We start from the raw sequence: 19,237 nt of genomic DNA on the forward strand, positions 1-19,237 counted from the left end.
TGCCCGGCCGTGAGACAGGCAGAGCCTTCCAGCCCTACAGTGGCCAACGTGGGGTTCGCCGTGCCCGACGATACCGTCCTCGTCGCCGATGGGGGGCTGGCCACGGAACTGGAGGCCCGCGGGGCCGACCTGTCCGACCCGCTGTGGTCTGCCCGGTTGCTCGTCGAGCACCCCGAAGAGATTGCGGCCGTTCACGCCGCCTTCTTCGCCGCAGGCGCCCAGATCGCGACCACCGCCAGCTATCAGGCGAGCTTCGACGGGTTCGCCACCCGCGGGATCGACCGACGCACGGCCGACGGGCTTTTGCGCCGCAGCGTGGGCCTGGCCCGCAACGCCGGCGGCGACGTGCCTGGTCGCTGGGTGGCCGCGTCGGTCGGCCCGTACGGCGCCGCCCGCGCCGACGGCTCGGAATACGTTGGGCGCTACGGTCTTTCGATCGCGCAGTTGTCGTCTTGGCACCGACCGCGGCTGGAGGTGCTGGCCGGTGCCGGCGCCGATCTGCTCGCGCTGGAGACCGTGCCGGACCTCGACGAGGCGGCGGCCCTGGTGGGTCTGGTCCAGGAGGCGAATGTGCCGGCGTGGCTTACCTACACGATTGACGGCACGGCGACCCGCGCCGGCCAGCCACTGGCCGAAGCGTTCGCGGTGGCCGCCGGGGTGCCGCAGATCGTCGCTGTGGGAGTGAACTGCTGTGTGCCGGACGACGTCCTACCGGCGATCGAGATTGCCGCCGAGGTCACCGGCAAGCCGGTGGTTGCCTACCCCAACAGCGGCGAGCACTGGAGCTCTGGAGGGTGGAACGGGCCGGTGCGCTTCTCCCCCGCGCTGGTGCCGCAGTGGGTCGCCGCGGGCGCACGCATCGTGGGCGGTTGCTGCCGGGTCAGCCCGGCAGATATCAGCGAGCTGGCCGCCGCAGTCTCCCGCTAAAACGCCGAACGTGCACTCAGCGCGAAAATCCGGCCGGAAATTCGCGCTGAGTGCACGTTCGGTGTGGAGAAAACTAGGCGGTCTGCGCCGACAGCTTCCGATACTCCAGCACGGTGTCGATGATCCCGTACTCCTTGGCCTCGGCCGCGGTCAGGATCTTGTCGCGGTCGGTGTCCTTGCGGACCACCTCGGGGTCCTTGCCGGTGTGGCGAGCCAGAGTGGACTCCATCAGGGTCCGCATCCGCTCGATCTCAGCGGCCTGGATCTCCAGGTCGGAGAACTGGCCCTGGATTACGCCGGACAGCGACGGCTGGTGGATCAGCACCCGGGCGTTGGGCAGCGCCATCCGCTTGCCCGGCGTACCCGCCGCCAGCAACACCGCCGCGGCCGACGCGGCCTGACCCAGGCACACGGTCTGGATGTCGGCCCGCACGTACTGCATGGTGTCGTAGATCGCCATCAGCGAGGTGAAGGAACCACCCGGGGAGTTGATGTACATGGTGATGTCGCGGTCCGGGTCCAGCGACTCCAGGACCAGCAGCTGGGCCATGATGTCGTTGGCCGAGGCGTCGTCGACCTGGACGCCCAGGAAGATGATCCGCTCCTCGAACAGCTTGTTGTACGGATTGGACTCCTTGACGCCCCAGCTGGAGTGCTCCACGAACGACGGCAGGATGTAGCGCGCCTGCGGCGCGATGGCTCGCAAGGTTTCGGGGTTCATGATGCATCTCCGTTGACGTGGGCGCGGGTGATGATGTGGTCGACGAAGCCGTATTCCAGCGCTTCGGCGGCGGTGAACCAGCGGTCGCGGTCGGAGTCGGCCTCGATGCGCTCGATGGTCTGGCCGGTGAACTCGGCGTTGAGCCGGAACATCTCCTTCTTGATGACCGCGAACTGCTCGGCCTGGATGGCGATATCGGCGGCGCTGCCGGTCACCCCACCCAACGGCTGGTGCATCAGGATCCGGGCGTGCGGCAAGGCGTAGCGCTTGCCCTTGGTGCCCGCCGCGAGCAGGAACTCGCCCATCGAGGCGGCCATGCCCATCGCGTAGGTGGCCACGTCACACGGTGCCAGCACCATCGTGTCGTAGATCGCCATCCCCGCGCTGATCGAACCGCCCGGGGAGTTGATGTAGAGCGAAATGTCCTTGGTCGGGTCTTCGGCGGCCAACAACAGGATCTGGGCGCACAGCCGGTTGGCGATGTCGTCGTCCACCTGCGACCCCAGGAAGATGATGCGTTCTCGCAGTAGCCGCTCGTATACCGAGTCGACGAGATTCAGTCCGGGCTGGCTCACAGTGGGATACCTGCTTTCTCGAGATTCATATGCACCGACCCTAACCAACCGGCGCGGCTGAAGTAGGTCCGAACCGGCTTCGTTCGCTTACAGCGTCACTCGTCGGTGGCGGCCTCGGCCTCGACCGCTTCGTCGGCGGTGGCCAAAGCCTCGGCGGCCGCGTCGGCGGCTTCGTTCGCCTCGTCGGATTCGGCGCCGAAGAACTCGGCGGTGTCGATCTCGTTGCCCGCGGTGTCGCTGACTGCGGCGGCACGCACCGCTGCTGCCAACGCCATGCCGCGACGCACGTCAGCGAAGACGGCCGGCAGCTGGTTGTTCTGCTGCAGGAACTGAACCAGCTGCTGCGGCGGAAGGCCGTATTGACGTGCCATCAGCACCAGGTGCTGGGTGAGGTCGTTCTGCCCCACCTGGATCTCCAGCTTGTCGCCGAGCGCGTCGAGCAGCAGCTGGGTCTTCACCGACTTCTCGGCCTCACTGCGGGTCTCGGCGTCGAACTCGGCCCGCGAGGAGCCCTTCTCGGCCAGCGACTCGGCGAACTTGTTCTCGTCGTGGTCCAGACCGTGCAGGGCGTTGTGCAGGGCGTTGTCGATGTGCGCCTGCACCACGGCCTCGGGCAGCGGCATCTCGACCTGCTCGACCAGGGTCTCCAGCGTCGCCTCGCGGACCTTCTCGGCCTGCTGGATGCGCTTGGTCCGGCTCACCTGCTCGACGAGGTTCTCGCGCAGTTCGCCGATGGTGTCGTATTCGCTGGCCAGCTGCGCGAATTCGTCATCGGCCTCGGGCAGCTCGCGCTCCTTGACGGACTGAACCGTGACCGTGACCTCGGCGTCCTTACCGGCCTGCGGGCCGGCGGCCAGCTTGGTGGTGAAGGACTTGCTCTCACCGGCGGACAGCCCCACGATGGCGTCGTCGAGGCCCTCGATGAGCTGACCCGATCCGACCTCGTGCGACAGCCCCTCGGTGGCAGCCCCTTCAACGGTTTCCCCATCGACGGTGGCGTCCAGGTCGATCGAGACGAAGTCGCCCTTCGCGGCCGGGCGCTCGACACCGGTCAGGGTGCCGAACCGGGCGCGCAGCGCGTCGAGCTGGGTGTCGACCTCGTCGTCGTTGACCTCGATGGGGTCCACGGTGATCTTGAGCTGCTCCAGGTCGGGCAGGGCGATGTCCGGGCGCACGTCGACCTCGGCGGTGAAGGCGATCTGCTCACCGTCGTCGAGCTTGGTGACCTCGATGTCGGGCTGGCCCAGCGGCTTGAGGTCCGACGTCGTGACTGCCTCGCTGTAGCGACTCGGCAGCGCCTCGTTGACCACCTGCTGCAACACTGCGGCACGACCGAAACGAGCCTCGATGAGCTTGGCCGGAGCCTTACCCGGCCGGAAGCCCGGCAACCGCACCTGCTTGGCCAGCTCCTTGTAGGTCCGCTCGAAGTCCGGCTGAAGCTCGGTGAACGGCACCTCAACGTTGATGCGAACCCGGGTCGGGGTCAGCTGCTCGACGGTGCTCTTCACGGGTGTACTCCTCGATATCGTTGACGTGGTCGGTCGTGCCGGTGCGGCGCGCGCTGCTGGTCGGGGTGACAGGATTTGAACCTGCGGCCTTCCGCTCCCAAAGCGGATGCGCTACCAAGCTGCGCTACACCCCGCACTGACCAGGCGATCCTACGGCCCGGCATATCGGTGATCACAATGACCTGCTGCCAACGCCCCACGAAGGCACCGCGACGGGGCAATTGGATTTCGGGTCCGCCACGCCGGTACAGTCTCGCTCTAGCTATTCATGCGGGCGTAGCTCAATGGTAGAGCCCTAGTCTTCCAAACTAGCTACGCGGGTTCGATTCCCGTCGCCCGCTCTGCAAGGACCAGCGTGGAGTCCGTCGACCTGCGGTTCGACGGACTCCCGCAACGGTCTTACCTCATAACCAGCGCCAGGTCACCGGCGCCGCCGGACCGGGTGCCGGGCCTGCTGTACTCACGCGACGCCGCGGACTTATCCTTCCAAGCAAGCTACGCGGGTTCGATCGCCCCGTCACCCCCGCGTAAGGGGATATTCCCTAGCAGGAAGGCACGCCATGGGCGGCACACGGCACGTCCAAATTCATGGGACGTGCTCCCCGCGCTTTGAGAAGGTGCGGCACGAGTTCGAACGCAACTTCACCGAGCGCGACGAACTCGGCGCAGCCGTCGCGGCCTATGTCGACGGCGAACTCGTGGTCAATCTGTGGGCCGGCTCCGTCGACGTCGAGGGCCAGCGGCCTTGGCAGGAAGACACCCTGAGCACCGTGCTGTCCGGCAGCAAGGGCCTGACCAGCACCTGCGTTCATCGGCTCGCCGAAGCCGGCGAACTGGACCTGCGGATCCCGGTGGCCCACTACTGGCCGGAGTTCGGCCAGGCCGGCAAGGGCGACATCTCCCTGGCGATGGTGCTGGCGCACCGTTCCGGGGCGATCGGCCCGCGCGAACCGATGCACTGGCGCGACGTCACCGACTGGGACCTGGTCTGCCAGCGGCTGGCCGCCGCCGAACCGTGGTGGCGTCCGGGCACCGCGCAGGGCTATCACATGACGACCTACGGCTTCATCATCGGCGAAGTCGTCCGGCGGGTGACCGGATTGACCGTGAGCCAGTACCTGCGCACCGAGGTCGCCGGCCCGCTCGGCGCCGAGGTGCACATCGGGGTGCCCGCCGACCAACAGCCGTACCGCTGCGCCGATCCGGTGGGCAAGCCCACGATCCGGGAGATGTTGTCCTCGGCCGGCGCGCCGAAACGCCCGACTTCGCTGGACGACCACCCCAAGGCGGGACTGGCGGTCGCGATGGGGTTCGCCCCCGACGACGAGATCGCCACCAACGACCTGACCCTCTGGCGCCAACTGGAGTTCCCCGGAACCAACGCTCAGGTCTCCGCCCTGGGCATGGCCACCTTCTACAACGCACTGGTGCAGGAGAAGCTGCTCAGCCGGGCAACGATGGACCGCCTGCGCGTGCTGCAGGGCGGCACCGAGACCGATCTGGTGCTCGGCCCCCGAGTCGCCGAACACGGATGGGGCATGGGCTACATGCTCAACGCCCAGGGGGTCAATGGGCCCAACCGGCGGATCTTCGGTCACGGCGGCCTGGGCGGATCGTTCGCGTTCGCCGATCTGGAGCACCGGATCGGCTACGGCTATGTGATGAACCGGTTCGACCACACCCAGGCCAATGCCGACCCGCGCAGCGTGGTGTTGTCCAATGAGATCTACCGGGCGCTCGGGGTGGCACTTAGGCCCCGCCGCGAGACGGTGTACGACGACTGAGCCACAGCCCGCGGCCGGGGGTCAGCCGTGGCCCGAACCGGGCTGTCCGGGGCTACCCGGGTGGGTGTAGTCACCGGGGTGTTGAGGCCCACCGGGCCCTTGCGGGTGGGGCCCTTGTGGGCCATGTTGGTCGACGCCTCCGGGGCCGCGCTGCTCGCCATGGAAGTCGCGACTGTGGTCATTGCCGTCGCGATCGCGGTGGTGATCGTCGTGGCATTCGTTCTTCTCCCAGTTCATGCCCCACGTCGAGTCCCAGGTCTGGCCGGGACACCAGTGGTAGACCGGCGCCGGCAGGGCGCGAGCCTGGGCGGCGACACCGAGGCCGATCAGCCCCGTACCCGCGGCAAGGGCAAAGGTGGCAGCGGAGATCCTGCTGAGCGATTCCATGCGATCGGTTATAGCCGGACCAGCTGCCGCCGAAACGCTCAAACCGATTGAAAATCACGGGCTTTCACTGGGGACTGACTGTCCGGCCCGGACATCAGGACTGACAGGACGGACACCAGAACACATTGCGGCCCTCTAGTTCAGCGGTGCGCACGGCAGTCCCGCACACCCGGCACGGGTTACCGGCACGCCGGTAGACGTAGGTGCGCGGCTTGCCGGCCGCGTACGCCGGGGCGCCGTGGTCGTCCTCGGGCCGGACGACGACGATGCTGCCGCGCCGCAGGCCGACCTTCATCAGCGCCACCAGGTCGGCCCAGATCTCGGCGAAATCGGCTTCGCCGATCTGGACGCCGGGCCGGTAGGGGTCGATCCGGTGCCGGAACAGCACCTCACTGCGGTAGACGTTGCCCACCCCGGCCAGCACCGACTGGTCCATCAGCAGCGCAGCAATAGTCTTGCGGGACTTAGCAATTCTCTTGAAGGCCAGCGATGGATCGGCGTCGCCCCGCAGCGGGTCGGGCCCCAGTCGCGCGAGCACATCGGCGACTTGGGCCTCGTCGATCACCTCGCATGCCGCCGGGCCGCGCAGATCGGTGCCGTAAGCGGCGCCCACCATGCGCATCCGGACCTGGCCGACCGGTTCGGGCAGGCCACCGTCGGCCAGGTCGAACTCGGTGAACTGGCCGTAGATCCCCAGGTGCACGTGCACGATCGGCCCGCGCGCGTAGTGGTGGAACAGATGCTTGCCCCACGCCTCGGCCCGCAGCAGCGGCTGCCCGTCGACTAGGGCAGCACCGGATTCGAAGCGGCCCTGCGGACTGGACACCGCTACCGGCGCGGTTGCGAAACGGCGCTGATGCAGCCGGGCCAGCCGGTGCAGGATGTGCCCCTCCGGCATGTCAGGCCAATCTGTGCTCGGGTCAGGCGGGCGCGCCGGGCACCGCAGGTGCCTCGTGGTTGCGCTCGTAGGCAGCCAGGATGTCGATGCGCCGCTGGTGCCGTTCGGCCTCCGACCACGGCGTGCTCAGGAACGCGTCGACAATCGCGAGGGCTTCGGCGGTGGTGTGCATCCGGCCGCCGATGCCGATCAGCTGGGCGTTGTTGTGCTCCCGGGCCAGCTGCGCGGTCTCGGTGCTCCACGCCAGCGCACAGCGCGCCCCGGGCACCTTGTTGGCCGCGATCTGCTCGCCATTGCCGGACCCACCGATCACGATCCCCAGGCTCTCGGGGTCGGCCACCGTGCGGGCCGCCGCCGCGATGCAGAACGCCGGGTAGTCGTCCTCGGCGTCGTAGCTGAAGGCCCCGCAGTCGACCGGCTCATGGCCGGCCTTCTTCAGGTGCTCGACGATCGTTTCTTTGAGTTCGTAACCGGCATGGTCGCAGCCGAGGTAGACGCGCATGGCGCCATTCTCTCAGAGCCTCGTCTGCACACCTGCGCGGGTTTCAGGTTGTCCCGAGCCCACTGAGCGGCGGTCGTGGTGGCGATGTTGTACCGCCCGTTGAACGTGTCGCCGATGTCCCACGCCACTCCCTTTCCCTGCGCGAAAACTGCGCGGTATTTCTTCATCGAGTCGTCGGGATCGTGCTCGGATTCCTCGATCAAGCTGGACAACGGCCGAAGCACGCGATCGACCTTGCGCCCAAGCACATCCTCGCCAAGGTCGGCGAGATCGGCGTACGTGAGTGTGTCACCGGCCAGGTAGATCACCTCATTGGCAAACCTCGGGACGGCGAACAAAATGCGCGCCGTCAGCGCCCCGATATCCTCCGGCGTCGTCACCGTGACGGCGGTATCCCAGCTGCCCAGCGCGGCCACCGTTCGGCCGGGGACATCGACCACGCCGAATGACGGGTCGAATAGGAAGCTGGTGAACATGCCGGTGGAGATGATCAACCACTCGGTATCCCTCTGGCTTCGCAACAGGTCGCGAACATCGAGCTGTTCATCGAAGAGGTCCTGCGGACTGCCCCGGCCGATGACGTCGTAGTCCACGCCGAATTGCCAGGGCACGAAACGCCTCACACCCGCGGCCAGTGCGGCGCGAGCCAGCTTCAGCTGCGTGCCTTCACCCGCCGAAAAGCCGACGCAGCTGATCACCGCGTCGAAACCGCTGAATACCTCCGCCAGCTGGGCAGATGTCCAGGCGACCACGTCGCCCGGCTCGATCGCGACGCCCCACTGCCGAATCCGCGCGAGCTCGTGCTGCTTGGCCGGATCACTCGATTCGACGGTCGTCGGGCGCAGCAGCACCGACACCGTGGCGGTCCCGGACCGACCGGCACTGCCCGCTAAGGCCTGCAACACCGCCATCCCGAGCTCCCCGGCACCGAGCACCAGGATGCGCTCGCTATCCATCAGTCGAACTCCGGCGCCTCGCTGCGGCTGCGCTTGAGCTCCCAGAAGTGCGGGTAGGACGCAAAGGTCACCGACGCGTCCCACAGCTCCCCCGCCTGCTCGCCGCGGGGAATGCGGGACAACACCGGCCCGAAGAACGCCACCCCGTTGACATGGATGGTCGGGGTCCCGACGTCCTTGCCGACGGCGTCCATGCCGGCGTGGTGGCTCGCGCGCAGCGCCTCGTCGTAGGCGTCGCTGGTGGCGGCGTCGGCCAGTTCAGCCGGCAGACCCACCTCGGCCAGCGCACCGGCGATGACGTCGGGGAAGTCCTTGTTGTTCTGGTTGTGGATCCGGGTTCCCATCGCGGTGTACAGCGGCCGCAGGATCTCGTTGCCGCGCAACTGTTCGGCGGCGATCGCCACCCGCACTGGACCCCACGCGTGCTTGAGGCCTTCGCGGTACTGCTCGGGAAGATCGTCGCGCCCCTCGTTGAGGACGGCCAGACTCATCACGTGGAAGGTGACGTCGATGTCACGGACCTTCTCGACCTCCAGGATCCACCGGGAGGTGATCCAGCACCACGGGCACAGCGGGTCGAACCAGAGCGCGGCGTGCGATTTCACGGGCATGGGCGATCCTCTCAGCCAACAACGGACACGTTTAGAACGTCTAACGCGGCACCGGACACATCTATGCCCACCGCGCGGTTACAGGCTCAGGGCCAGCAGCACGACCGCAACCGCCGGGAAGGCACCCTGGACGACGGCCGCGCGGGCCTTGTCGGGCGACGACGTCACCAGAACCAGCGCCGCAGCCAGCATGGACCCGACGCCGGCAAAGATCAGCGCAAGCCCAACTGTGTTGTGGTCCAACGAAACCGCGGCGACACCCACTACCGTGACGATGGCCAGGAACAGATTGTAGAAACCCTGGTTGAAGGCCAGCTCCTTGGTGGCCTCAGCCTCCGCCACGGTGGTGCCGAAGACGGCCCGAGTGCGCGGTGAGGTCCAACTCAGCGACTCAAGCGCGAAGATGTAGACGTGCAACACCGCGGCCAGCACGGCGAAGGTCAGACCGGCAATGAGCATGGCCTCATTAAACTCGGTCCGGCGCCCGCCCGCACGGTCTGGCGGCTACTGTAGGCGGGCGTGGCACTTCCTAACCTCACCCGCGACCAGGCCGCCGTGCGGGCCGCTTCGGTCACCGTCGTCAACTACCGGATCGCGCTGGACCTGACCGATGGCAGCGGCAATCCGGGCGAGCGCACCTTCCGCTCCACCACCACCGTCACCTTCGACGCCCTGGCCGGCAGTGACACCGTCATCGACATCGCCGCCGAGACGATCCACGGTGCCACCCTCAACGGCCGCGCTCTGGATGTCTCGGCCTACGACGAGTCCGTCGGTGTGGTGCTGACCGGGTTGGCCGAGCACAACACCGCCGAGATCGACGCGCAGTGCTATTACTCCAACACCGGCGAAGGTCTGCACCGCTTCGTCGACCCGGTCGACGACGAGGTGTACCTGTACTCGCAGTTCGAAACCGCCGACGCCAAGCGGATGTTCGCCTGCTTCGACCAGCCAGACCTCAAGGCCACCTTCGACATCACCGTCACCGCGCCGTCGCACTGGCAGGTGATCTCCAATGGCGCCACGACCTCCGTACGCGACGGAGTGCACAGCTTCGAGACCACGCCCAAGATGAGCACGTATCTGGTGGCGCTGATCGCCGGACCGTATGCCCGTTGGGACGACGTCTACCGTGACGAGCACAGCGAGATCCCGCTGGGCCTGTTCTGCCGGGCTTCGCTGGCCGAGCACATGGACTCCGAGCGGCTGTTCACCGAGACCAAGCAGGGATTCGGCTTCTACCACAGCAACTTCGGTGTGCCGTATGCGTTCGGCAAGTACGACCAGCTGTTCGTGCCGGAGTTCAACGCCGGCGCCATGGAGAACGCCGGAGCGGTGACGTTCCTGGAGGACTACGTCTTTCGCAGCAAGGTGACCCGGGCGTCTTATGAGCGACGCGCCGAGACCGTGTTGCACGAGATGGCGCACATGTGGTTCGGCGACCTGGTCACCATGCGGTGGTGGGACGACCTGTGGCTCAACGAATCGTTCGCGACGTTCGCGTCGGTGCTGTGCCAAAGCGAGGCAACCGAATACACCAGCGCCTGGACGACATTCGCGAACGCGGAGAAGTCGTGGGCCTATCGCCAAGACCAGCTGCCGTCGACGCACCCGATCGCCGCCGCCATCCCCGACCTGGCCGCCGTAGAGGTCAACTTCGACGGGATCACCTACGCCAAAGGCGCATCCGTGCTCAAGCAGTTGGTGGCCTATGTCGGCTTGGACCACTTCCTGGCCGGTCTGCGCGACTACTTCGCCGCGCACGCGTTCGGCAACGCCACCTTTGACGACCTGCTGGCCGCGCTGGAGAAGGCGTCCGGCCGGGATCTGTCCGACTGGGGCCGGCAGTGGCTGAAGACCACCGGCCTGAACACGCTGCGGGCAGACTTCGATGTCGACGGCGACGGCCGGTTTACCCGGTTCGCGGTGACGCAGAGCGGCGCCGCTCCGGGGGCCGGCGAGACCCGGGTGCACCGGTTGGCCATCGGCATCTACGACGACGACCCCTCCGGTTCGGGCCGGTTGGTGCGGGTGCACCGCGAGGAGTTGGACATCGACGGGCCCAGCACCCAAGTGCCTGGCCTGGTCGGGGTTTCGCGCGGAAAGCTGATCCTGGTCAACGACGACGACCTGACCTACTGCGCGCTGCGGCTGGACCCGCAGTCGCTGGCCGCCGCGACGGAGCGGATCGCCGACATCGCCGAGCCGTTGCCGCGCACCCTGGTGTGGTCGGCGGCCTGGGAGATGACCCGCGAAGCCGAGCTGCGCGCCCGGGACTTCCTGGCGCTGGTGCAGCGCGGTATCGGCGCCGAGACCGAGGTCGGCGTGGCCTCGCGGCTGCTGCTGCAGGCGCAGACCGCGCTGGGCTTCTACGCCGAGCCGGCCTGGGCCGCCGAGCAGGGTTGGCCGGCGTTCGCCGATCGGCTGCTGGAGTTGGCCCGCGGCGCGGACCCCGGCTCAGATCACCAGCTGGCCTATGTCAACGCGCTGTGCACGTCGGTGCTCGCCGAGCGGCACACCGCGGTACTGGCCGCGCTGCTGGACGCGGACCCGGCCGCTCAGGGGCTGGCCGGGCTGGCCGTCGACACCGACCTGCGCTGGCGGATCGTGGTGGCGCTGGCCCGCGGCGGCGCGCTGGACTCTGCGGCGATCGACGCCGAGATCCAGCGTGACCCCACCGCGGCCGGCAAACGCCAGGGCGCACAGGCGTCAGCGGCCCGCCCGCAGGCCGCGGTCAAGGAAGCGGCCTGGCAGCAGGTGATCGAAGACGACACGTTGGCCAACATCACCGGTCGCGCGATCATCGGCGGGATCGTGCAGCCCGGTCAGGGCGAGCTGTTGGCGCCGTTCACCGCGCGCTACTTCGAGGCGATCTCCGGTGTGTGGGAACGGCGATCCAGCGAGGTGGCGCAGACCGTGGTGGTGGGCCTGTACCCCGGGTGGGATGTCAGCCAGGCGGGATTGGACGCCGCCGACGCTTTCCTGGCCGATCCTTCGGTGCCGCCGGCGCTGCGGAGGCTGGTCACCGAGGGCCGGGCCGGAGTGGAGCGGTCGCTGCGGGCACGCACCGTTGATACCGCCTGATCAGCGGTATCCCCCGTCGCGCAGGCCGGCATCCTTCTCGAAACTGTTGACACCACCGAAGATCCGCGCCCTCGCCTCCTCGGCGAGGTAGCGCGCCGGCATCCGCACCGGCCCCAGCGCAGCCCATTGCTGGGCGTGAATCTCCTCGTGATGCAACAGCGCGTCCAGGTCAGGTCCGCCCGAGCCGAGGCGTCCAGATTTGATGATCTCGCGCACCCGTCCGGCGGGGTCGCAGGCCTGCTGGGAGTTGACCAGGAACAGATCTCCCCACATGGTGCCGCCGCGGTGGCTGAACGAACCGTGAATCCGATTGCCGCCCACGACCATCAGCACCCCGTTAGGGGTGGCGGCCACACAGCCGCCGGCGTTGCAGATACCTCGGACCACCGCGTAGCTCCAGCGGTTCGCGCGCTGACGGTCGATGATCCGTCGCATCTCGGCCGCGCCGTACGGCGTCTCGGGAAAGTCGCTGCACGCGCCACGCCGGCCGTAACCGGTGCCCGCATTGAGAAGGTAGGTCAGCAGCACCGCGCGCCGCACGGCATCGCCGCCGGCTGTTCGGGGGATGACGAAAAAGCTCTTGCCGTCCGGGTCGGTGACCTGCTCCATCACGTCCAGCGACCGGAAGGTGTCCCGCGTGATGCCCTGCGCGCGAACGATTTCGGTCACCGCTTGCGGGCCGACGGCGCGCCGGTCGATGTTCGACAGCCAGGCTCGGTGCGCCGGGGAACCCGACACGGCGGCAGTGTGAGCTGGGAACACCTGCCGCACGATCGCCGAACCAGTAAGAGCAGCCGCTAGGCCGGGGTGACGCCGGCGCTGACCACCTGCACCGCGCTGACCAGACCATCGATCAAGTTGCCGTCGCGGAAAGCCGCAGCCGCCGCGGCCACACCCTGCGGTGCCGCTGCCGGGGCAATGCGGTCAGCCACGCCGGCGCCGTAGACCACCTCGATGGCCTTCTGGTCCGGCGACACCGCGATCAGCACTGCATCGTTGGGGGTGGGCACCTTGGCCAAAATCTCGCGGGCCCGCGCGGCGGTGTCCGCCCCCAGGTCGCCGATGTAGGTGGCGAACCGGGCCTGGGTGGCACGCGACGCGTAGGTCAGTGCGTCATCGAGGGCCACCAGTTCCTTGACCGGGAACGGGTAGTGCGTCGACGCCTCGCCGGGCTCGGTAACCCCGGAGACCCGACCGCTGTTGGTGACCACAAAGCCGTAGGGCAGGTCCGCCGGATCGATCGTTACGACTTCACCAGTTGCCACTGGTTCCACCCCCCACGCTGAACTCGGAATGGCCGTGGCCGTGTCCGCCAATGGCCTCGTCGGTCGCCGCCCACAGAATCGGCGGGTGTGTCCACCGATCGGACATCTGGTAGGTGGCCGCGCGCGGCCCCTTCTGCGACAGGGTCCGGGCGGCCAGCAGTGCGAACATTGCCGCCGGGATGCCAATGAAGATGCCGAGGGTTTCCAACACGCTCACGCCGTAGACGGTATCCCACCGCTGATCGGGCGGTGCGGGAACCCGGCCCGATGGGGCGCCGCCGCGGGGCGAGCGACCGAGCACGGGCGCGACGGGGCTGCCTTGCGCCTGCTGAACGGCCATCGATTATGGTGACGCCATACCTTCGCACTGGCAGTCAGCGTGAGGAAGGGCTGCCCCGGCAGTCATGGGAGGCCCACGGGCCTCGGAGATAGCACCATCACCCGTTGCTGCCGTGCGGCAACGCCTTCTTCCTTCGCGAGGTAGGCGCGCCGTCGGGCAGCAGGGGTCCTGCCAGTGGGAGTCCCATGAACGACGAATTGCGCGCCGACAGCGTGGTCGGCCGCATCAAGACCATCTTCCGCTTCCCCATCAAATCGGTCGGCGGCCGAAGCATCACCCACACCTACATCGACACGCACGGCGGTCTGGGCGATCACCGGTACGCCTTCATCGATGTCGAGACCGGCAATCTGTGCAACGCGAAGAATCCGCGCAAGTACGGCAGCATGCTGGCCTGTCGGGCCTACTACCTCGACGAACCACGGCCCGGACGGCCGCTGCCCACCCTGGAAGTCGTCTTCCCGGACGGCAGGGCTCACCGCAACGTCGGCACCGACCTCGACGACGCCATGTCGCGCTATCTGGGCCGCACGGTACGCCTCGCCGCGGCGGTGCCCAGCGACGCGAAGACCGAGTTGGTCTGGGACGCGGCGACCGGTCTGCCCAAGGAAGGCGTGTACAGCCACACCACCACGAATGCCGACGGCGACGAGGTCTTGACCTACGGCCCGCTACAAGCCAACAGGTTCTTCGACCTGACGCCGCTGCACTTCATCACCACCTCGACGCTCAACCATTTTCAGCGGCTGGAACCCGCCGCGAGATTCAACCCTCGCCGCTATCGGCCGACGATGGTCATCGACACCCCAGCGCCCGGCCTCGTCGAAGACGCCTGGGTGGGCGGACGGCTCAGCATCGGTGCGGCGGTCTCGGCCAGCGTCGACTTATGCACGCCGCGTTGTGTGATGTCCACGCTCGCGCACGGCAAGGACGTGCCGCTGGACCGGGCGACCCTGCGAACCATCGCCAAACACAACAGCAAGATCATCGGAGACTTCGGGCGGCTGGCATGCGCCGGGGTCTACGCCACCGTGACGGCGACGGGACCGGTTCGGGTAGGCGACCCCGTCCGATTCGAGTCAAAAACCAACTAGGCAAGGAGGACACACCATGATTCAGCGGCTCACCCCCGACGTCGGCTACCTGCCGCCGGCAATGTTCGACGCGTTGGGACTCTCGCAACTGGTGATCACCGCAGGGCTGATGCACTGGTCGGGAATCGTTGCGGCACAGGCTGACCCGGAGGGAATCAGCATTCCGGCAGCCGATGTCACCGGTCAGCTCACCTTCATCCTGGACAAGCTGGACGCCATGCTTGCCTCCGTCGGCTCCGATCGGACGCAGATCGTGAGCATGACCATCTACAGCACCGCGATCGACGACGTGTCGGCCGCGCTGGCGCGCGTTTATGCACCATGGGTGGGAGAACACCGACCGGCTCTCACCTCGATCGGAGTCGCACGCCTGTCCCTGCCCCAGGCGTTGCTCGAGGTCCAGGGCTGCGCCGTCGTTCCGGAAAGGCGATGACCATGGTTCTTGCTGCGGCTGTCCAGCTGGATGCGGTACTCGGCGACATTCCGGCCAACCTTGCCGCCTGTGAGCGGCTGGCCGACGAGGCGGGCGGTGCCGGCGCCAGGATCATCGCCCTGCCGGAGTTCTTCACCACCGGTATCGGCTTCGAGCCGGCACTGGCGACGGCGGCGTTGCCGCCCGACGGTGCGGCCACCGAACTGCTCACCAGGCTGGCTCGCCGGCACCGCGCGCTGGTCGGTGGGTCCTTTCTGTGCCGCGATACCGACGGCCACGTCCGCAACGCCTATCTACTCGCAGGTCCCGCCGGCGGTGTGGTGGGGCGCCACGACAAGGATCTGCCGACCATGTGGGAGAACGCGTTCTACACCACCGGCGACGACGACGGGGTGCTCGCGGCAGGCGAACACACGGTCGGGGCGGCGGTGTGCTGGGAGCTGATGCGCACCCAGACGGTGCGCCGACTGCGCGGCCGGGTGGACCTGGTGATGACCGGCTCGGGCTGGTGGTCGATTCCACGCTGGTCGCCGCACGTCCTGTTCGACCGCCTCGAACGCAACAACGCCGGTACCGCGCGCCGGGCCGCGGCGTCGTTTGCCCAGTATGTCGGCGCCCCGGTGGTGCACGCCGCCCACGCGGGTGCGTTGACCTGCGCGATGCCGTGGCTGCCCCTGCGGTACCGCGGTCACTTCGAAGGCGCCACGCTGATCGCCACCGCGGACGGCACCGTCATCGCCGAACGGCGCGCCGATCAAGGCGAAGGGATCGTGCTTGCCGAGATCACGCCCGGCCGGCAGCCGGCTCGACTCGCGCCGCCGGCCGGCTTCTGGCTGCATCGCCGCGGGACGCTGCCCACCGCGGTGTGGCACTACCAACGCTGGCATGGGCGGCGCTGGTACCGGAACAACGTCGCACAGAACGTCTGAGGAGGCACCATCGTGGATTGGACCGGCGGAGCACTGGGCACCGACACGCTGACAACGCTGCTGGCAGCGGGCCTGACCTTCCTGCTCGCCCTGGGACTGGGCATCTGGAAGTACCGGCAGATGGTCACGCGGCCGGAGCGCCTCGCCCATCCCTACGTCGACATCGCACACCGTGCCGCGCTGCTGTATTCCTTCGCCACGCTGCTGTTAGCGGTCTTCGTCGAGCTCAGCGTCTGGCCGACCTGGGTGAATCTGACGGCAGCCATGGTGGTCGTGTTCTATTTCCTGGCCGCCATCGTCAGCTACATCGTGCACGGCGCCCTACAAGACACCACCAACCAGTTCGAGCACCCCACAGCCGGAATGCATGTGTCGATGGTGCTGCTCATCGTCGGTGAGATGGGCGGTTTTGGCGTGCTGCTGGCCGGCTTCGTCGCCGGTTGGCTCGGTCGAGGCTAGCGCTCAGGCGGCGCCTTCACCGAGGTAGCGCATCCACACCGGGTCGAGATCGTGGATCACCGCAAGAAGCCGCCAATGCTGGCCCTTGGGCGAGGTGGGCACCAATCGCAGCGTCCAGCCGATCTCGGCCAGCAACCGGTCCGCCTTGCGGTGATTGCAGGTCGAACAGGCGGCCACACAGTTCTCCCAGGAGTGGTCGCCGCCACGGCTGCGCGGCACCACGTGATCGACGGTGTCGGCTTTGCCGCCGCAGTACGCGCAGCTGTGCTGGTCGCGGTGCATCAGCGCAGCCCGGGTCAACGGGATCCGGGCCCGGTAGGGCACCCGCACGTAGTTCCGCAGCCGGATCACCGACGGCACCGGCACCGACCGGGTCGCCGAGTGGATGACCGGCCCGGCCGGATCGTCGTGCACGATGTCGGCCTTACCGCAGATCAGCATGACTACGGCACGACGCAGCGGAAGCGCCGTCAACGGCTCGAAGGTGGAGTTCAGCAGCAATACCCGCCGGCGGGTCCAGATCGATGCGGCTTCATTGTTGGTCGCGGCATTCGAAGTGGCGACCGAATGCAGGCATGGGGCGGCGGCAAGCCCGCTCAGGCTCGCCGGTGGGGCACCGGGGGTGCGGTGGCCCCGACGTTTCATATCCGGTCTTGCAGCCGGTTTAGATGTCGCACCATTGACCTCCGCCGAACAGTTCACCATGATTCGGCGCTGGTCGCACGCCTATTTCCTGTGTGTTCACCGGCAGGCATCGACGATGCCCCACAATGGGGGGCGATGCAGCCGATAGAAGAACCCTCGTTTTATGACGCCGTCGGCGGTGCGGAGACCTTCCACGCCATCGTGTCGCGGTTTTATCAATTGGTCGCCCAGGATCCGATCCTGCGCCCGATGTACCCCGCCGACGACATGGACGGCGCCGAGGAACGGTTGCGGATGTTCCTCGAGCAGTACTGGGGCGGACCGCGCACCTATACCGAACTTCGCGGGCACCCACGGTTGCGGATGCGCCACATCCCCTACCGGATCGGCCCCATTCAGCGCGACGCCTGGCTGCGCTGCATGGTGACGGCCATCAACGAGATCGACAGCGACACCCTCGACGATGCACACCGCGGCGAGCTGCTGCAGTACCTGCATTCGGCGGCCGACTTCCTGGTCAACGCGCCGATCTGATGGCCACCCGCGACCGCCCCGGTCACACCCCGTGGTGGGCCGACAGTGCGTTCTACCAGGTGTATCCCCGCTCGTTCGCCGACAGCAACTCCGACGGGGTCGGCGACCTGGACGGGGTGACCGCACACCTGGACTACTTGGCGTGGCTGGGGGTCGAGGCGCTGTGGCTCAACCCGGTGATGGTGTCGCCGATGGCCGACCACGGCTACGACGTGGCGAACCCGCGTGACATCGATCCGCTCTTCGGCGACCTCGCCGCACTAGATCGGCTGGTGGCCGCCGCACACGAGCGGGACATCAAGGTGACCATGGACCTGGTGCCCAACCACACCAGTTCGGCGCACCCGTGGTTCGTCGAGGCGCTGGCCGCCAAGCCGGGCAGTGCCGCGCGCGACCGCTACTTCTTCCGTGACGGCCGCGGACCCGACGGCGGGCTGCCACCCAACAACTGGGTGTCGGTCTTCGGCGGCCCGGCCTGGACGCGGGTCACCGAGCCGGACGGCCCGGGCCAGTGGTACCTGCATCTGTTCGATGTGTCACAGCCGGATCTGAACTGGGACAACCCGGAGGTCTTCGCCGACTTCGAGCGAACCCTGCGGTTCTGGCTGGACCGTGGCGTGGACGGCTTCCGCATCGATGTCTCCCACGGCATGGCCAAGCCTGCCGGTCTGCCGGACATGCCGGTCACCGATGTGAAGCTGCTGGCCCACCAGGACGACGACCCGCGATTCAACCGGCCCGGAGTCCACCCGATCCACCGGGCGATTCGCCGGGTCTTCGACGACTATTCGGACGCGGTGAGCGTCGGTGAGATCTGGGTACACGACAACCATCAGTTCGCCGAGTACCTCCGGCCCGACGAACTGCACCTGGCCTTCAACTTCCGGCTGTTGCAAGCCGACTTCGATGCGACTCAGATCCGCAGTGCGATCGACAATTCGCTGGCCGCGGTGGCGTTGGTGGGCGCCAGCGCCACCTGGGCGCTGGAGAATCACGACGTCGAGCGGGCGGTCACCCGCTACGGTGGCGGCGCCTTGGGGCTGGCCCGGGCGCGGGCCATGGCCCTGGTGTTGTTGGCCCTTCCCGGCGCGGTGTTCGTCTACAACGGCCAGGAGCTGGGCCTGCCCAACGTCGAGCTGCCCGATTCGGCTCTGCAGGACCCGGTGTGGGAGCGCTCCGGGCACACCGAACGCGGCCGCGACGGCTGCCGGGTGCCCCTGCCCTGGTCCGGCGATGCGCCGGCGTTCGGGTTCTCCGACAACCCCGACACCTGGCTACCGATGCCGGCGGACTGGGCACAGCGGACTGTCGACAGACAACGCAGCGACCGCAGCTCGACACTCTCGCTGTACCGGCAGGCTCTCGAGATACGCAGGAGCAGAACCGAACTCACCGGATCACAGGTCGATTGGCTCGACGCGCTGCCGGGAATGTTGATCTTCCGGCGCGGCGGGCTGGTATGCGCGCTGAACGCCGGCGACCGTCCGGTAGATCTCCCGGAGGGGCAGCTGATCCTGGCCAGCGCGCCGGCGACCGGCGGTGTCTTGCCACCCAACACCGCCGCGTGGCTGGTCTGAGCGGCCGG

The 19,237-nt window shown here is 67.8% G+C and carries 22 protein-coding genes and 2 tRNA genes; 10 read left to right on the forward strand and 14 right to left on the reverse strand.

The genetic code is table 11. From position 1 onward, the window contains the following. Positions 1-48 precede the first annotated feature (48 nt). The gene (mmuM, locus tag ACJH5R_RS11965; protein ID WP_406782002.1) at positions 49-927 is read left to right on the forward strand and encodes a homocysteine S-methyltransferase; all 879 of its coding nucleotides are present in this window, start codon (positions 49-51) and stop codon (positions 925-927) included. Positions 928-1,000: 73 nt separating this feature from the next. Here the strand turns inward: mmuM and clpP2 are convergent, their stop codons facing one another. The 4 genes from clpP2 to ACJH5R_RS11985 all read right to left on the reverse strand — a co-directional run bounded on the left by clpP2 (position 1,001) and on the right by ACJH5R_RS11985 (position 3,865). Next, a complete protein-coding gene (gene clpP2 / locus ACJH5R_RS11970) occupies positions 1,001-1,648 on the reverse strand; it encodes an ATP-dependent CLP protease proteolytic subunit ClpP2 (RefSeq protein ID WP_406758499.1) in 648 nt (215 codons plus the stop codon). Next, on the reverse strand, positions 1,645-2,223 hold the full coding sequence (gene clpP1 / locus ACJH5R_RS11975; protein ID WP_046187628.1) for an ATP-dependent CLP protease proteolytic subunit ClpP1: 579 nt from the start codon (positions 2,221-2,223) through the stop codon (positions 1,645-1,647). Before clpP1 ends, clpP2 begins: the two co-directional genes overlap by 4 nt. A gap of 95 nt (positions 2,224-2,318) precedes the next feature. Beyond that, positions 2,319-3,731 (reverse strand): trigger factor, encoded by a 1,413-nt coding sequence (tig, locus tag ACJH5R_RS11980; RefSeq protein WP_406758497.1) that lies wholly within the window; start codon positions 3,729-3,731, stop codon positions 2,319-2,321. A 57-nt stretch (positions 3,732-3,788) separates the two neighbouring features. Further along, a tRNA-Pro gene (locus tag ACJH5R_RS11985) sits at positions 3,789-3,865 on the reverse strand. Between the two features lie 136 nt (positions 3,866-4,001). Between ACJH5R_RS11985 and ACJH5R_RS11990 the strand changes: the two genes are divergently transcribed. Next, positions 4,002-4,072 (forward strand) — tRNA-Gly (locus ACJH5R_RS11990). A gap of 219 nt (positions 4,073-4,291) precedes the next feature. Next, entirely contained in the window at positions 4,292-5,515 is a 1,224-nt protein-coding gene (locus ACJH5R_RS11995; protein ID WP_406758496.1) for a serine hydrolase domain-containing protein, read from the forward strand. 21 nt (positions 5,516-5,536) lie between these two features. Here the strand turns inward: ACJH5R_RS11995 and ACJH5R_RS12000 are convergent, their stop codons facing one another. The 6 genes from ACJH5R_RS12000 to ACJH5R_RS12025 all read right to left on the reverse strand — a co-directional run bounded on the left by ACJH5R_RS12000 (position 5,537) and on the right by ACJH5R_RS12025 (position 9,328). After that, the gene (locus ACJH5R_RS12000) at positions 5,537-5,902 is read right to left on the reverse strand and encodes a hypothetical protein (RefSeq protein WP_406758495.1); all 366 of its coding nucleotides are present in this window, start codon (positions 5,900-5,902) and stop codon (positions 5,537-5,539) included. A 94-nt stretch (positions 5,903-5,996) separates the two neighbouring features. Next, positions 5,997-6,800: an Fpg/Nei family DNA glycosylase gene (locus ACJH5R_RS12005; RefSeq protein ID WP_406782003.1), complete on the reverse strand. Its 804-nt coding sequence runs from the start codon at positions 6,798-6,800 to the stop codon at positions 5,997-5,999. Between the two features lie 22 nt (positions 6,801-6,822). Further along, entirely contained in the window at positions 6,823-7,302 is a 480-nt protein-coding gene (locus ACJH5R_RS12010) for a ribose-5-phosphate isomerase (protein ID WP_406782004.1), read from the reverse strand. Further along, complete coding sequence (locus ACJH5R_RS12015) at positions 7,236-8,258, reverse strand: aromatic alcohol reductase (protein ID WP_406758492.1); 1,023 nt, start codon at positions 8,256-8,258, stop codon at positions 7,236-7,238. The genes ACJH5R_RS12010 and ACJH5R_RS12015 overlap by 67 nt, the downstream gene beginning before the upstream one ends. Next, positions 8,258-8,869 carry a DsbA family protein gene (locus tag ACJH5R_RS12020; RefSeq protein WP_406758491.1) on the reverse strand — a complete coding sequence of 204 codons (612 nt, stop codon included), beginning with the start codon at positions 8,867-8,869 and terminating at the stop codon, positions 8,258-8,260. Before ACJH5R_RS12020 ends, ACJH5R_RS12015 begins: the two co-directional genes overlap by 1 nt. Positions 8,870-8,947: 78 nt before the next feature. Then, positions 8,948-9,328 carry a DUF1304 domain-containing protein gene (locus tag ACJH5R_RS12025; RefSeq protein WP_406758490.1) on the reverse strand — a complete coding sequence of 127 codons (381 nt, stop codon included), beginning with the start codon at positions 9,326-9,328 and terminating at the stop codon, positions 8,948-8,950. Positions 9,329-9,388: 60 nt separating this feature from the next. Between ACJH5R_RS12025 and pepN the strand changes: the two genes are divergently transcribed. After that, entirely contained in the window at positions 9,389-11,953 is a 2,565-nt protein-coding gene (gene pepN, locus ACJH5R_RS12030; RefSeq protein WP_406782005.1) for an aminopeptidase N, read from the forward strand. On the opposite strand, the gene ACJH5R_RS12035 is transcribed toward pepN, so the two are convergent. The 3 genes from ACJH5R_RS12035 to ACJH5R_RS12045 are packed head-to-tail and all read right to left on the reverse strand — an operon-like array spanning position 11,954 to position 13,426. Continuing rightward, positions 11,954-12,691, reverse strand: a complete 738-nt coding sequence (locus ACJH5R_RS12035; protein WP_406782006.1) for a hypothetical protein — start codon at positions 12,689-12,691, stop codon at positions 11,954-11,956. A gap of 59 nt (positions 12,692-12,750) precedes the next feature. Then, positions 12,751-13,218, reverse strand: coding sequence for a DUF5130 domain-containing protein (locus tag ACJH5R_RS12040; RefSeq protein ID WP_406782007.1), 468 nt, complete (start codon positions 13,216-13,218; stop codon positions 12,751-12,753). Continuing rightward, complete coding sequence (locus ACJH5R_RS12045) at positions 13,205-13,426, reverse strand: hypothetical protein (protein WP_406758633.1); 222 nt, start codon at positions 13,424-13,426, stop codon at positions 13,205-13,207. The genes ACJH5R_RS12040 and ACJH5R_RS12045 overlap by 14 nt, the downstream gene beginning before the upstream one ends. Positions 13,427-13,743: 317 nt before the next feature. Here ACJH5R_RS12045 and ACJH5R_RS12050 point away from each other — a divergent pair, with 317 nt between their 5' ends. Genes ACJH5R_RS12050 through ACJH5R_RS12065 form a run of 4 tightly spaced genes read left to right on the forward strand, consistent with a single transcriptional unit; the run spans position 13,744 to position 16,473 of the window. Further along, a complete protein-coding gene (locus ACJH5R_RS12050) occupies positions 13,744-14,652 on the forward strand; it encodes an MOSC domain-containing protein (protein WP_406782008.1) in 909 nt (302 codons plus the stop codon). A gap of 16 nt (positions 14,653-14,668) precedes the next feature. Next, positions 14,669-15,085 (forward strand): RidA family protein, encoded by a 417-nt coding sequence (locus ACJH5R_RS12055; RefSeq protein ID WP_406782009.1) that lies wholly within the window; start codon positions 14,669-14,671, stop codon positions 15,083-15,085. A gap of 2 nt (positions 15,086-15,087) precedes the next feature. Beyond that, positions 15,088-16,014, forward strand: coding sequence for a carbon-nitrogen hydrolase family protein (locus tag ACJH5R_RS12060; protein ID WP_406758484.1), 927 nt, complete (start codon positions 15,088-15,090; stop codon positions 16,012-16,014). Positions 16,015-16,047: 33 nt separating this feature from the next. Further along, positions 16,048-16,473: a hypothetical protein gene (locus ACJH5R_RS12065; protein WP_406758632.1), complete on the forward strand. Its 426-nt coding sequence runs from the start codon at positions 16,048-16,050 to the stop codon at positions 16,471-16,473. Positions 16,474-16,476: 3 nt separating this feature from the next. On the opposite strand, the gene ACJH5R_RS12070 is transcribed toward ACJH5R_RS12065, so the two are convergent. Beyond that, a complete protein-coding gene (locus ACJH5R_RS12070; protein ID WP_406758483.1) occupies positions 16,477-17,118 on the reverse strand; it encodes an HNH endonuclease in 642 nt (213 codons plus the stop codon). A 135-nt stretch (positions 17,119-17,253) separates the two neighbouring features. On the opposite strand from ACJH5R_RS12070, the gene ACJH5R_RS12075 reads away from it, so the two are divergent. Then, positions 17,254-17,652 (forward strand): globin, encoded by a 399-nt coding sequence (locus tag ACJH5R_RS12075; RefSeq protein WP_406758482.1) that lies wholly within the window; start codon positions 17,254-17,256, stop codon positions 17,650-17,652. Beyond that, positions 17,652-19,229, forward strand: a complete 1,578-nt coding sequence (locus ACJH5R_RS12080; protein ID WP_406782010.1) for an alpha-amylase family glycosyl hydrolase — start codon at positions 17,652-17,654, stop codon at positions 19,227-19,229. The genes ACJH5R_RS12075 and ACJH5R_RS12080 overlap by 1 nt, the downstream gene beginning before the upstream one ends. Positions 19,230-19,237 lie beyond the last annotated feature (8 nt).

Origin of the sequence: Mycobacterium sp. SMC-19, from assembly GCF_045310815.1 — a bacterium.
Taxonomy (GTDB): domain Bacteria; phylum Actinomycetota; class Actinomycetes; order Mycobacteriales; family Mycobacteriaceae; genus Mycobacterium.